Origin of the sequence: Peribacillus sp. Hz7, assembly GCF_042136355.1 — a bacterium.
In the GTDB taxonomy this organism is placed as follows: Bacteria; Bacillota; Bacilli; order Bacillales; family DSM-1321; genus Peribacillus; species Peribacillus asahii_A.
In genome coordinates this window covers 200,340-214,383 of record NZ_JBHHJV010000002.1, presented here as the reverse complement: position 1 = coordinate 214,383, position 14,044 = coordinate 200,340, and the positions used below count along the sequence as shown (strand labels likewise).

General features: G+C 35.3%; 15 protein-coding genes and 1 riboswitch. Of the genes, 11 read left to right on the top strand and 4 right to left on the bottom strand.

Annotated elements, in window-relative coordinates; genetic code table 11:
* Positions 1-22 precede the first annotated feature (22 nt).
* From ACE199_RS04590 to ACE199_RS04570, 5 genes are all read left to right on the top strand, one after another.
* The gene (locus ACE199_RS04590) at positions 23-394 is read left to right on the top strand and encodes a hypothetical protein (protein ID WP_375348782.1); all 372 of its coding nucleotides are present in this window, start codon (positions 23-25) and stop codon (positions 392-394) included.
* Between the two features lie 60 nt (positions 395-454).
* Entirely contained in the window at positions 455-799 is a 345-nt protein-coding gene (locus ACE199_RS04585) for a hypothetical protein (RefSeq protein WP_375348781.1), read from the top strand.
* 41 nt (positions 800-840) lie between these two features.
* Complete coding sequence (locus ACE199_RS04580) at positions 841-1,419, top strand: hypothetical protein (protein WP_375348780.1); 579 nt, start codon at positions 841-843, stop codon at positions 1,417-1,419.
* Positions 1,420-1,799: 380 nt separating this feature from the next.
* Positions 1,800-2,000, top strand: coding sequence for a cold-shock protein (locus tag ACE199_RS04575; RefSeq protein WP_375348779.1), 201 nt, complete (start codon positions 1,800-1,802; stop codon positions 1,998-2,000).
* Between the two features lie 218 nt (positions 2,001-2,218).
* On the top strand, positions 2,219-4,138 hold the full coding sequence (locus ACE199_RS04570; protein ID WP_375348778.1) for an ATP-dependent DNA helicase: 1,920 nt from the start codon (positions 2,219-2,221) through the stop codon (positions 4,136-4,138).
* A gap of 150 nt (positions 4,139-4,288) precedes the next feature.
* On the opposite strand, the gene bioA is transcribed toward ACE199_RS04570, so the two are convergent.
* The 3 genes from bioA to ACE199_RS04555 are packed head-to-tail and all read right to left on the bottom strand — an operon-like array spanning position 4,289 to position 7,003.
* Positions 4,289-5,668, bottom strand: coding sequence for an adenosylmethionine--8-amino-7-oxononanoate transaminase (bioA, locus tag ACE199_RS04565; RefSeq protein ID WP_375348777.1), 1,380 nt, complete (start codon positions 5,666-5,668; stop codon positions 4,289-4,291).
* Complete coding sequence (gene bioD / locus ACE199_RS04560; protein ID WP_375348776.1) at positions 5,652-6,371, bottom strand: dethiobiotin synthase; 720 nt, start codon at positions 6,369-6,371, stop codon at positions 5,652-5,654. The genes bioA and bioD overlap by 17 nt, the downstream gene beginning before the upstream one ends.
* Before the next feature lie 35 nt (positions 6,372-6,406).
* Entirely contained in the window at positions 6,407-7,003 is a 597-nt protein-coding gene (locus tag ACE199_RS04555) for a biotin transporter BioY (RefSeq protein ID WP_375348775.1), read from the bottom strand.
* 189 nt (positions 7,004-7,192) lie between these two features.
* On the opposite strand from ACE199_RS04555, the gene ACE199_RS04550 reads away from it, so the two are divergent.
* From ACE199_RS04550 to ACE199_RS04540, 3 genes are all read left to right on the top strand, one after another.
* Positions 7,193-8,713, top strand: a complete 1,521-nt coding sequence (locus ACE199_RS04550) for a carboxypeptidase M32 (protein ID WP_375348774.1) — start codon at positions 7,193-7,195, stop codon at positions 8,711-8,713.
* A 268-nt stretch (positions 8,714-8,981) separates the two neighbouring features.
* Positions 8,982-9,082, top strand: a riboswitch (purine riboswitch).
* A 156-nt stretch (positions 9,083-9,238) separates the two neighbouring features.
* The gene (locus ACE199_RS04545; RefSeq protein WP_375348773.1) at positions 9,239-9,838 is read left to right on the top strand and encodes a xanthine phosphoribosyltransferase; all 600 of its coding nucleotides are present in this window, start codon (positions 9,239-9,241) and stop codon (positions 9,836-9,838) included.
* Positions 9,831-11,141, top strand: coding sequence for a nucleobase:cation symporter-2 family protein (locus ACE199_RS04540; protein WP_375348772.1), 1,311 nt, complete (start codon positions 9,831-9,833; stop codon positions 11,139-11,141). Before ACE199_RS04545 ends, ACE199_RS04540 begins: the two co-directional genes overlap by 8 nt.
* Positions 11,142-11,466: 325 nt before the next feature.
* Here the strand turns inward: ACE199_RS04540 and ACE199_RS04535 are convergent, their stop codons facing one another.
* Positions 11,467-11,919 carry a chemotaxis protein CheX gene (locus tag ACE199_RS04535; RefSeq protein ID WP_375348771.1) on the bottom strand — a complete coding sequence of 151 codons (453 nt, stop codon included), beginning with the start codon at positions 11,917-11,919 and terminating at the stop codon, positions 11,467-11,469.
* Positions 11,920-12,085: 166 nt separating this feature from the next.
* On the opposite strand from ACE199_RS04535, the gene ACE199_RS04530 reads away from it, so the two are divergent.
* From ACE199_RS04530 to ACE199_RS04520, 3 genes are all read left to right on the top strand, one after another.
* A complete protein-coding gene (locus ACE199_RS04530) occupies positions 12,086-13,174 on the top strand; it encodes a type III polyketide synthase (RefSeq protein ID WP_375348770.1) in 1,089 nt (362 codons plus the stop codon).
* Entirely contained in the window at positions 13,174-13,704 is a 531-nt protein-coding gene (locus tag ACE199_RS04525) for an isoprenylcysteine carboxyl methyltransferase family protein (protein WP_375348769.1), read from the top strand. The genes ACE199_RS04530 and ACE199_RS04525 overlap by 1 nt, the downstream gene beginning before the upstream one ends.
* Positions 13,705-13,835: 131 nt before the next feature.
* The gene (locus ACE199_RS04520) at positions 13,836-13,997 is read left to right on the top strand and encodes a hypothetical protein (RefSeq protein WP_375348768.1); all 162 of its coding nucleotides are present in this window, start codon (positions 13,836-13,838) and stop codon (positions 13,995-13,997) included.
* Positions 13,998-14,044: the final 47 nt, after the last annotated feature.

Below are 14,044 nucleotides of genomic sequence, written 5' to 3'. Positions count from 1 at the left end.
AATCTTCCATGAGGTGATTTTCGTGCCTAAACAATTCATATTGTTTATTTTAATTTTAATAATGTTAATTGGATGCCAATCTAAAGAAGATACAAACACATTGAGAGCAGATGCAGAAGAAGTATATTTATCCATCAAAGATGAAATTCAAAATGGTGAATCTAGAAGTGATTCTGAATATGATAAAGCAATTGAATTTAAAGAAAAATATCTTTTTAATATGGACGATTATAGAGATGAACAAGAATTACTCTCTTCAATGGAAAAACTAATATTTGGTTATGAATCGTATCAAAGTAGTAAATACCAAGGAAAAGAAGAAAATACGGTTGAATTTAAAAGAAGAGTTGATGAAGCTTTATCAGAATTAGATTTACAATTTAATAATTATTAATATCAAGAAGTGTCAGCAAATTGACACTTCTTTTTTGTGTTTTAAGAAAGGAATGATATTATGAACAACCTACAAAGACTCGAATTAGAGACAAAAGGAATCAAACTGGAACAAGACGAACTATCCATCTATCTACAAGAAAATAACTTGCAGCCATTTGATGAATATAACCCTTCTAGTGCCACTAGCAAGAAACGTATTTATCAATCGGCTTTATCTGTACTTGAATCAATCGCAAATGATGTAACTAGAATGAAAGTTGTTAAAGTAGACGATATGTCGGTATCAGATTTTAGTGACAGTATTCAATCACGTATAGATCAATTAGAACGTAAAATAAGAAATTTAAAAACGGATGAGCAATTACAAAATGAATCTAGTTTCTTCATATTATTTGCTGATTAATTAGTGTCCTATTCTGGGACAGTGTGAAAGGAGGGTAAACATTGTTTACGCATAACATAGATGATTTACAATATATATTTGACTCGGCAGGAAAAAGCGTAATCGTAAATGACACTAAAATGAATGTAATCGTAACTAATCCTGCAATTAGTGAATATGAAGAAAGATATATACATAGCCTACAGAAAGTTTCTAGGGGCGATATAGTTACATTAGAAGGTGAGAAGTATATTTCTATTACTGAATCCATTACAAAACGTGGCAGTAAGTATAAAACTCTTATTAGACATCTAAATGCTACTATTAAGATGAAAGGCGAGCCTACAGAAATTCAAATTGGTGAGAATCCATACACTGGAGAACCTATATATGAATATATAGAAGGGGAAGATTTTTATATTGCTGCAATAGTCGACAATAAATCATTTTCAGTTAATTTTAATCAACCTATTATATTACCCAATAATCAGATTGAGGTTATTGTACAGGATAATGAAATAAATAGAAGTTTATTTGCAAGTGGTAAGGATTTTAGTGTAATTGAGAAAACGTGGACTGTACTTAATCAGGATTTAAGTAAGAGTGGATTGTTGATTTTAACCTGTGATAATAAAATATAGATATTCAGTTATAAATTAGAACATAATACTTGTTATTTTTTACAGATTATTATAAGGTGAAATTAGAAAAAATAATATGGTCAAAAACACTGAAAAACATTGATATATCAATATATACGGTGGTCTCCTTTAACGGATTTATTCGCACAGATTATTATCAGTACTGGGGGAAACGTCCGCCGCGTAAAGGCTGATAGGTCAATTTCTGTAAAAAATATGGTTGTGGGCGTTTGATAATTCGTTCCAACCTTGCTTATCATTCCCTTTTCTGCTATTCTAAAGAAGAATTATTTTTGTTCTAGGTTTAAGGAAAGCCCTTAATATTTCATGAGCAAGGATAGTAATACAATGTGTCGTAAGCGCACTAGGAGGCAACAAAAATGGAACAAGGTAAAGTAAAATGGTTTAACGCAGAAAAAGGTTTTGGATTCATCGAACGTGAAGGTGGAGACGATGTATTCGTACACTTCTCAGCAATCCAAGGCGAAGGATTCAAAACATTAGAAGAAGGACAAGACGTGACTTTTGAAGTAGAACAAGGTCAACGCGGACCTCAAGCTTCTAACGTTAATAAAGCTTAATTCTAAAAACACAGACAGGCTCTCCATTTAGGGAGTCTGTTTTTTTATGTAAAGCTGCTAATCCATCATACTGTTTAGCGTCCAACTATGTAAAAATCTTGACCATTTTAAAAAAATAAAGGATAATATAAATTTGTCTTAGAATATATACTACATAGGAATAATTGACTGTTCCTTTATAAAAAATAGAGAAGATGTTAAACAAAGGGGAGACAAAAATGCTTAAAACACTACCTTTTCCAGTTACTAAAGAAGATTCTTTTTATGATAAACTTTCCGAATGGATCGGTGATGTTTTTTACGATATTCTTCCCGATAAAGGCTTTGAGCTACGTGATGAGCAAGTTTTTATGGCTTTTCAATTAGAAAAAGCATTTAAGGAAAAGAAGATAAGCTTTGCTGAAGCGGGGGTTGGAACAGGGAAAACCCTTGTGTACTTACTTTATGCGCTCTGTTATGCGCGTTATACGAATAAACCGGCGATTATATCTTGTGCAGATGAAACGCTGATTGAACAGCTTGTCAAAAAAGAAGGAGACATTCAAAAGATTAAGGATGCTCTTGGTATTACGATGGATGTACGCTTAGCGAAATATCATGATCAATATGTGTGCTTAAAGAAACTGGATCATGCAATTAATCATATCGATTCAGAAGGGATTGATCGATTGTATGATGAATTACCTAGCTTTGTACATGATCACGGATCTATGACTTCCTATACTCCTTATGGAGATCGAAAGCAATATCCATATTTAGATGATGAAGACTGGGGGCAAGTTGGTTGGGATGCGCTGCAAAACTGCTTTACTTGCGATAAGCGTCATCGTTGTGGACAAACATTATCACGTGACTATTATCGAAAAGCAGCAGATCTTATTATTTGTTCTCATGATTTCTTCATGGAACATGTATGGACAAAGGAGAAGCGTAAACGAGAAGGTCAATTGCCATTGTTGCCGGAGCATAGCTGTGTAGTTTTTGATGAAGGTCACTTACTAGAATTATCTGCTCAAAAAGCACTTACCTATAAAATTGGTGAGCAAACACTAGAAACAGTGCTAGAGCTTTTATCTGCGAATCAAGTACGTGAAGAAACTTTATTTATGATTGAGGACTTAATTGATCTTAATGAAGAATTCTTTTACCTTTTAAAAGAAAAGGCGGTTCATGTTAGCGGTTCAAATCGCTATGAAATTCCTTCATCGACACAATTAACAAGTTTTGCTCTTACATTTCAGCGGCAAATTGAAAAGCTGGAAGAAAGTTTAGTATTTGAAGCAGAAATGTATACGATTAATGAGTATGATTTGAATGTTGTTGAAGAATATTTAGAACAACTCGGGTATTCGTTATCGCTGTTTGCTAGAAACGAACAAGCAATTACGTGGTTTGAAGAAAATGCTGAAACGAAAACGCTCGTTATTATGCCGCGTCTTGTAAAAGATATTTTAGCCGAGCAAGTATTTAATAAACAGCTTCCATATATTTTCTCATCTGCTACGTTATCGGATAATCAATCATTTGAGTATATTGCTGATAGTCTTGGGATTCAAGATTATTTAAGTTTTTCTGTCGAATCTCCATTTGATTACGATGAGGTAATGAGTATTTATATGCCTGCTTTTGAAGAAAATCGAGGGCAAGATAAGCTGCAGTATACGTTGAAAATGATTGAAGAAAATGAAGGAAAGACACTTGTTCTCTTTCAATCGAAGGAAGAATTGCAATGGTTCCGTGAACATTGTTCGGAAAGCAGCTATCCGCTTTATTTTGAGGGAGATGCAGAAATCAGTGAACTTGTGAAAAAATTTCAAGAAGAAGAGCAGTCTGTTCTGCTTTCCTATCATTTATGGGAAGGGTTGGATGTACCGGGATCATCGCTTGAAAATGTCGTCATTTTCTCTTTGCCGTTCCCGCCTCATGACCCCGTTTTCACAGCGCAACGAAAAGCGGTAGATGAGCCGTTTGAAAAAGTAGATATGCCGTACATGTTATTACGATTAAGACAAGGAATTGGTCGTTTAATTCGAACGAGTGAAGATAAAGGTTCTGTCCATATTTTACTTGAAAAAGATGTGCAGCCAGCTGTAGTTGAAAAAATTGTTTCTGTTTTACCGACAAAAGTACAAGCCTAGAAAAAAAGTCAAGGTGGATCATATAAGCCACCTTGACTTTTTTAGGTTTTGTTAAACAATATTGCTGATAAAATGAGTCAAAAATCAACAACGTTCTATAACAAGGCCTTCTTTATAATATAATAAGAGGGTTTTTTATTTTATTTGTATTTATTGGACAGATGTATAGTGACTCATGGCTTCTTCAATGGATTGATAGACAATATCAACCATTTGTTGTAGTTCTTCTTGTTTCATAGCTAATATTGGCATCATCGTAATAACAGGACCTAGTTCGCGAATAATTAATCCTTTTGATCGAGCTATCATAATAATTTGGTTAACAATTGGTTCATGAACAGAAAATGTTTCTTTCGATTTCCGATTCTTCACAATTTCAATTCCGACCATTAATCCACGCTGTCTAATATCGCCGACAATTGGAAGCTCGTAAAGTTTAGATAAATATTGACTAAATGCTTTTGCTTTTATTTGGATATTCTTGACTAGTTCTCTTTGTTCAATTAATTCGATATTTTTTAGGGCAATCGAACAGGCTAATTGGTTTCCTGTATATGTATGGCCATGATAAAACGTTTTCTGTTCTTCAGGATTTCCTAAGAAGGCATTATATACTTTATCGCTTGCAATTGTGGCAGCTAATGGCATATAGCCTCCTGTAATGCCTTTTGCAATACACATAATATCAGGTACTACCTGTTCTTGTTCACAAGCAAAAAGAGTTCCGGTACGACCGAATCCTACGGCTACTTCATCGCAAATTAACAATACATCATACGCTCGGCATAATCTTTCCACTTCTTTCAAAAATCCATGTGGCTGCGTAATCATACCAGCTGCTCCTTGGACTAAAGGCTCGATAATTAACCCGGCAATATGCTCTGATTCTGCCTGTAACAATTCTTCAAGTCTGTGCAGGCAATAGCGTTTTACTTCTTCTTCATTGCCGATTTCATCCATTTGATAGGTATACGGAGAAGGAATCGCAATTCGTTCAAATAAAAGCGGCTGGAAAATTCGATGGAACAAGTCCATTCCTCCAACACTGACTGCTCCAATCGTGTCTCCATGATAAGCCTCGTCAAGAGAAATAAATTTGTTCTTATGTTTATATTTTTCTGAATCGATATTTTGCCAGTATTGATAGGCAATTTTTAAGGCAATCTCAACAGACGCTGACCCTGTATCTGAGTAAAACACTTTAGATAAGTTTCCTGGAGTGATTTCTGCTAGTTTTTTTGCAAGTAAAATAGATGGCACATTTGCTGAACCAAGTAATGTAGAGTGAGAAATTTTTTCGATTTGTTCATGCAGCGCTGAATTGAGCTCAGGATCACTATGACCGTGTACATTGACCCAAAGAGAGGCATATCCATCTAAGTAAGCTTTTCCTTCTACATCAAAGAGGTAGCTGCCTTTTCCTTTTTCAATAATTAAAGGGTTATTTTGAATATACGATTTCATTTGAGTGAATGGATGCCAAACATATTCTTTATCCCATTGTTCTAATTGCTTATTTGTGTAGGACACAATTAAACACCTCCTGAATTTGTGTAACAAAATGATTATTTTGAAGTAGTTTTTCAATGAATGAGTCCATTTCTGTATGTATATTTTCGAAATTTGGCAAACAAACAAGCGGTGAAACAGCTATTAATTTTTCAATTGTTTGCACATTATCTTGATGAATCTCATTCGTATGATTGAACCGATTAAAGATGATAGATTGGATGTTCAATTGACATGCTTGTGCATATGTAAAAGTAGTCAAAGCGTCATGAATAGCACCTAATCCACTAGGGGAGACGGCGATAATCGGGAGCTCTGCATCTATTACTAAATCTTTTGTCATGTAAAAACCTGCTTTTTGTTCAATTAGTGGAACAGCTAATCCTCCAGCTCCTTCTACAAGGACTACATCAAACTCTTTTTGTAATTGTTGAATTCGATTTAAAATCCGTTGTATATCAATTTCTTGCTGAGTTAATCGGATTGCGAGATGAGGAGATGTTTCTGGTTTAAGTTGATAAATTCCTGAATTCTCTACTCCTAATTCCGTTTCAAACCAATGGAGATCTGGATAACCTTGTATATCTTCTCTATATCCAGTTTGAAAAGGTTTACAAATCATTGTTTTAACGCCTAATTGATTCAGTGTTTTATACAAGAAACTCGTTACCACTGTTTTTCCAATATCGGTTCCTGTCCCGGTTATAAAATAAGCTTGTCCCACTCTCTTTATCTCCTTTTCTATCAAGTAATGCACTCTTACAAGTAGTTTATTTTCTGTTTATTCTCTGTAGGCTGAGCTGCCTGTGAATCTAATATAAAACGTTGAATTTGAGGTTTTAGTCGATAAATTAAGACAGAGCATATAACACAAAGTAGTAAATCACCTGGAATTGGTAAAATCATGCCGAAGAATAAAGTGTCTTGAATGGATAAAGGTTTTTCTATAATCCATTTCATAGAACCATAAAGCCATGCACAACCAAATAGGTATACGACCGAAAGTGTGGCTGCATTAGCTAAAAAAATAGAAAATATCTTTTGTAATTGTAGTTTTTGAATGAGATATCCGTTTAATGCAGCGCCGGCAATATAACCTAATAGGTAACCAAATGTAGGTTTGAAAATATAACCGAAACCGCCTCCTTCAGCAAAAACAGGTACTCCAATAAGTCCAATTGTTACGTAACAAATTTGACTTAACATACCGATACGGGGTCCTAATAAAGCACCAGCAAGGTAAACAGGCACAATTTGGAGTGTGAATGGTATGTACGGGATTGGAATTTTAATATAGGCTCCGACAACTGTTAGAGCGGTAAATAAAGAAATATAGGCCAATGTTTTTGCCTTCACATAAAACACCCCCTTTCACTGCATTTTAGTTTGCACTATTCAATTCCTATTGTCAACTTAAAAATTAATAGGTTTACAATAGAAACGGAGGATTTTTTATCATAAACCAATTGAAAGAAAAAAGCATGATTATTTATGGACTTCACATAATATGGTAAGGTTAAAAGGATTGAAGGGGGGAATAGCAAAGTGGCTATTGCAATTGATAAGGTTGAACGAGAATTTTTAGAGTATATCAAAAAAATCGCTGCTTATCATGAGGCACTTTCTGTGATTTATTGGGACTTACGTACAGGAGCTCCAAAAAAAGGGGTCGAACAGCGTTCAGAAGTTATTGGGATGTTGTCATCTGAAGTATTTAAAATGGGTACGAGCAAGGAAATGGCTCACTTTATTGCAACGCTTTCAGCAAAGGATAACCAAGCTCAATTATCAGAAGTAACGAAAAGAATGGTAGAAGAATGTAAAAAAAATTATGAACGTAATAAAAAGATTCCAATGGATGAATATAAGGAATTTGTCATCTTACAATCTAAATCGACAAGCGCTTGGGAAGAGGCTCGTGAAAAAGCGGACTTCTCTTTATTTCAACCGTATTTAGAACAGATTGTTGCTTATACAAGAAAATTCATTGAATATTGGGGATATGAACGCTATAGGTATAATACGTTATTAGATATGTATGAACCAGGTATGACGGTCGACGTATTAGATCAAGTATTTGCTGAGCTGCGTGAACGGATTGTACCGCTGGTTAAACAAATTTCAATGAGCCCGCATCAGCCAGATACATCATTTTTGTATAAATATTTTCCAAAAGAAAAGCAAAAACAATTTAGTTTAGACATTCTAAAGCAATTGGGCTATGACTTTGATGCAGGACGATTAGATGAAACAGTTCATCCATTTGCGACAGGGATTAATCGCGGTGATGTGAGGGTGACGACTCGCTATGATGAATATGATTTTCGTGGAGCCATATTCGGGACGATTCACGAGTGTGGTCATGCGATTTATGAACAAAACATTTCAAGTGCGTTAACAGGAACATTGTTAGACGACGGGACTTCGATGGGAATTCATGAATCGCAATCGCTATTTTTTGAGAATTTTATTGGGCGAAATAAGCATTTTTGGGAGAAGCAATATTCGTTGTTACAAAAATACGCTCCGGAACAATTTACCGGTGTATCACTAGAGAGCTTCTACCGAGCCATTAACGAATCGAAGCCTTCCCTCATTAGAGTAGAGGCGGATGAACTTACATATCCTCTTCATATTATGATTCGTTATGAAATTGAAAAATCGCTATTTGATGGTGAATTAGAAGTAAAAGATTTACCGAAAGTATGGAATGATAAATATGAAGAATATTTAGGGATTGTGCCAGATAATGATGGAGTAGGTGTTTTACAAGATGTGCATTGGTCTGATGGAAGTTTTGGTTATTTCCCATCTTATGCACTAGGGTATATGTATGCAGCTCAAATGAAACAAACCATATTGAGAGACTTGCCTCATTATGACCAGTTATTAACAAGCGGTAATATCGGCCCAATTAAACAATGGTTGAATGAACAGATTCATCAATATGGAAAGATGAAAAAACCATTAGACATTTTGAAGGAAACGACAGGAGAAGGTCTAAATGCACAATACTTGATTTCCTATTTAGAGGATAAATATAGGGATGTCTATAAATTGAATTGAATCATCAACAAAAGCCTTGGACGCCAAGGCTTTTGTTGATGATTAAGCATATTATACAGTCTCTCGATTTTAAGTACATGGCTTCTAACGGACAAATTCAAGTATAATAGTCGAAGTAACTATCGGGAGTATTTTGTAGAATTAAACTATAGAAATAAATTTGTAATTTTCAAAAAACGCGAACGATAAATTCATATTTGGAAAATAAGTTCGTCTTTTTCTTGAAAAATAGCTTTTCAAAAGTGTATAACGTTGCTATAATGCATGTATTGCATCTAATAGTTTCGCTCGTATAATCGTGGGGATTGGCCCACAAGTTTCTACCGGATTACCGTAAATAATCCGACTATGAGTGGGAAATAAATCTTGTGTATCACGAATGATGAATGTATCCACATTCGTAGAAGCCCGAGAACTATTGTCTCACTTAACAGACAATTGTTCTCGGGCTTTTTGCATAGTTCAAAATCGTGATATTTGCCTAGATGGCTAACAGATAAACATCCTAGATTGGGAGGAAGCTTTATGCAGCTTTTAAAGGAAAAGATTTTAAACGAAGGAGAAGCTCTTTCGGAAACAATTTTGAAGGTAGACTCGTTTTTGAATCACCAAATGGACCCGGTGCTTATGAAAAAAATGGGGGAAGAATTTGCAAAGAGATTTGAGGGAAAAGAGATTACAAAAGTGTTAACGATTGAATCGTCAGGAATTGGTCCTGGTGTGATGACAGCATTAACATTAGATGTACCTCTAATCTTTGCTCGTAAACGTAAATCATTGACGTTAACGGAAGATTTAATTACTTCTTCTGTTCATTCGTTCACGAAACAAGAAACAAATACTATTACGGTTTCTAATAAGTATATTGTCCCAGGAGACAAAGTTTTAATTATTGATGATTTTCTCGCGGTAGGTCAAGCGGCAAGAGGCTTAGTGGATATTTGTAACCAAGTCGATGCAGAAGTTGTTGGTATTGGAATTGTCATTGAGAAAGCTTTCCAAGATGGAGGCAAGGAATTACGAGATCAAGGTTTCCAAGTGGAATCGCTTGCTCGAATTCAAGCATTGAAAAAAGGCGAAATTACTTTTGCAGAAGAACTGGAAGGAGCCGCTGCTCATGTCTAAACAGTCACCGATGAAGGTTGGTTCACTCGGATTACAGCATGTTCTTGCGATGTATGCAGGAGCGGCTGTTATTCCTCTAATTGTCGGCGGGGCTTTAAAGTTAACCGCTGAGCAATTAACGTATTTAGTTTCGATTGACCTTTTAATGTGTGGAGTTGCTACCCTGCTTCAAGTTTGGAAAAATAAATTTTTTGGAATTGGTCTTCCTGTTGTATTAGGATGTACATTTACAGCCGTAGGTCCTATGATTGCAATCGGAAGTCAGTATGGGGTTACATCTATCTATGGCTCTATTTTAGTTTCTGGATTGATTGTCCTTTTAATTAGTAATTTTTTTGGAAAATTAGCAAAGTTCTTCCCTCCAGTTGTAACAGGTTCCGTTGTAACGATTATCGGGCTTACGTTAATTCCTGCTGCGATTAATAATATGGGAGGCGGGCAAGGAGCACCTGATTTTGGAGCGTTAGATAATATTGGTTTAGCTTTTGGAACATTAATTTTTATTCTTCTTATGTACAAGTTTTCTACTGGTTTCATTCGTTCTATTTCGATCTTAATTGGATTGATTGGTGGAACAATTGTTGCTTATTTTATGGGGAAAGTAAGTTTTAAAGCAGTAGAGGATGCATCGTGGCTGCACATGCCTGATCTGTTTTACTTTGGTACACCTACTTTTAATGTGACAGCTATTATTATTATGACATTAGTAGCTATTGTTAGTTTAGTAGAATCAACAGGCGTCTATTACGCATTAGGAGAAATTACGGGTAAAGACATTAAAGAAAAAGATTTAGTTGGCGGATATCGTTCAGAAGGTATTGCGACGATTATCGGTGGATTATTTAATTCTTTTCCGTATACAGCTTTTTCGCAAAACGTGGGCTTAATTCAATTATCGGGTGCTAAATCGAAGAATGTTATTTTTACAGCAGCTGGTATTATGATTGTAATTGGATTTATGCCAAAAATCGGTGCGTTTACAACTATCATTCCTTCTGCTGTTCTAGGTGGAGCAATGATTGCTATGTTCGGTATGGTAGTAGCGGCTGGTATCAAAATGCTAAGTAAAGTAGATTTTAATTCACAAGGAAATTTATTAGTTATTGCTTGCTCTGTTGGAATGGGTCTAGGTGTTTCCGTTGTTCCAGGTTTATTTTCTCAAGTTCCAGAGAGTATGAAGGTTTTAACGGATAGTGGAATTGTTGCCGGTAGTTTAACAGCTATTATTCTGAATATTGTGTTCAATATGATTCCATCGAAAAAAGAGAAACAGGTTCCTTTAGAAGTGAAGAAAGCGGCTTAATATAAAAAACTACCTTCTTAACTCGAATTTGAGTTAAGAAGGTAGTTTTTTTGTCAATATCCTTACTTCTCTTGCATATACTGTAAATAATATATAGAGAGAAAGTAAGTGAGCCGAGATGGAGAAGAAATATTGTTTACATTGTCAAACGCTATGCAGTGAAGAAAATGTATGTAAAGTATGTGGTAAGCAAGAATTTTGCAGCCTTATTATTAAAGTTCAATATCAATCTGAAAAAGATTCAAAAACAAACTATTAAAAACCCTGCTAAGTATGATAAAGTATCATACTTAGCAGGGTTTTTAGATAGTATGAAAAATCGCTTTTACATTTTAATCATCAAGATGATATGAATAGTTCCGGTGTTTTCAAGATGGATAGGCAGGCAAATGGCTTTTTCAAATCCATACATTTTTGCTTTGCCGACAAGGACAGTAGGAGGAGTAATATCCATACTGATGTTACTTTGTACCAAGGTAGTAGCTAAGTTCCCTGCAATCATATTACCAAGCTCTGAGGTAAACGATTCTAACATTTCACCTTCAAGAGGCATGCCAAACATCGCTTCTCCAATTTTACTCATGCATGATTCAGAGCCTTCGATAATTAATCTGCCTGGTATATCTCCTGTCATCCCGATTAATACACTAAGAGCTTCTTGTTCGAAAGGTTGGTTAATTAGGTTTGGTTTGTCCGTTTCCATTGTGAGTGGTAATACTGACTTTACAGCTGAAATTGTTCCATTTAAAACAGTTGTAACATGAGTACTAATGGCCATTTTTATTTCCTCCGATTCCATGGATTTCTTTTATCATACCAAAGAAATAGTCTTAAATTACTATTTGTTTTTAAAAATTTATGAACTTTATTTATAAGGGGATGATGCTTTGAATAATCCTTCAATGACTGGAGATATTAACCACTAATTGAAGGGGTGGGAATATATGGCTTATGTATTGTCTTCAGCTCATGCAGAGTTGCCTTATGCGTTAACACAGGACGCAATTATGGAGTTCTCAAGAGAGATTTTTGGAGAATCATTTAAGAATATTGAACGATTATTACAGGCATTTAAAAATGGACAAGTGCAAACGCGTTATTTTTCCAATCATCTAGACTGGTTTAAAGAAGAACGGACCTTTGCGGAAAGAAACGACATGTATATCGATCAAGCTGTTCAATTCGGTACAGAGGCGGTTAAGAAGTGTTTAACCAATGAACGATTTTTAAAAAGGGAAGTAGCAGAGAGAGAAATTGATGCTTTTTTTTACATATCTAGTACAGGACTTGCAACACCAACGATTGAAGCTCGAATTATGAATATTCTCCCATTCCGTCCACATACAAAAAGGATTCCGATTTGGGGGCTTGGGTGTGCAGGAGGTGCGAGCGGACTTGCGCGCGCTTTTGACTATTGTCAAGCTTATCCTAAAGCAAAGGTGCTTGTACTTAGTGTAGAGCTTTGTAGTTTAACATTTCAGAAACGAGATATTTCTAAAAGCAATATCATTGGAACATCGCTTTTCTCCGATGGGGTAAGCTGTATTTTAGTATGCGGAGACGACGTGCCGGCAGCGGAGCTTTCCAGTAGAGGTCAGCAGTTTCATGTGCTTGCGAGTCAATCAACACTTATGCCCGATTCATTAGATGTCATGGGCTGGAATGTGAAAGATGAAGGACTGTATGTTGTGTTTTCAAAAGATATTCCAACAATTGTGAAACAATGGCTAAAACCGAATGTTACAGCCTTTCTTGAAGAATATAACGTGACATTGCAAGATATTCGCTATTTTGTGGCGCATCCAGGTGGAAAGAAAGTTATTGAGGCTTATCAAGAGGCACTAGGATTTCATGAAGAGATGACATCAATTTCTATGGAGGTTTTAAAGGAGTTTGGAAATATGTCTTCTGCGACCGTTTTATATGTATTAGAACGATTTATGGAACGTGGGGGGATCCGTGGAGAATATGGCTTAGCAGCTGCACTTGGACCTGGTTTTTCTTCAGAATTAGTCTTAATGAGGTGGAACTAATGTTATTTCCAATTTTATTTAGTTTTGTTGTTGGACAACGGTTCATCGAACTAATTATTGCGAAACGAAATGAAAAACAGTTAAAAAACAGCGGTGCGATTGAGTTTGGGGCGGACCATTATCCATGGATTGTCTTACTTCATATTGGTTTCTTTACAGTGTTGCTGAGTGAAGTGCTTCTATTAGAACGTGGATTATCTGCTTTATGGCCAATTTGGTTGTTGTTGTTTACACTTGCTCAAATAGGACGAATATGGGTGATAAGCTCTTTAGGGAAACATTGGAATACCAAGATTATTGTCTTACCATCAGCTGATGTCGTTATTAAAGGACCCTATAAATTTATGAAGCATCCGAACTATGTTATTGTGGCTACCGAAATTCTTGTGTTATCGCTGTTGTTTAATGCTTACTTCACAGCCATTATTTTTTCATTATTAAATGTTTGGATGATGAGGGTGCGAATTCCAATAGAGGAGCAAGCTTTGCAGGAACATACAGCATATTTTTCTGTATTTAAGCAAAAATAATAAATAAAAAAGTCAAAAAATTCATTGAAAATGATTATCGTTCATGATAAGATTTAAATGAACATGAAAATTATTCTCAATATACTTACTAATGAATGAAGATATAAATAATTAAAAGGACGGTGCTTTAAATGGTTTGGTTATTTATTTTATTAACGGTAGTTACATATAGCTTTGTGATGAAACATGTATTAAGTCATATTCAAAAGCCGGTTAAAGTAGCGAACAAGCAAAACTATGTGAAAAATGAAAATATGGTAACAGTAGTTTCCGTTCAACCAGTCAGATCATGAATCTGGCTTTTTTTTATGCCTTCATACAATGAGGTCTGAATTTTCCT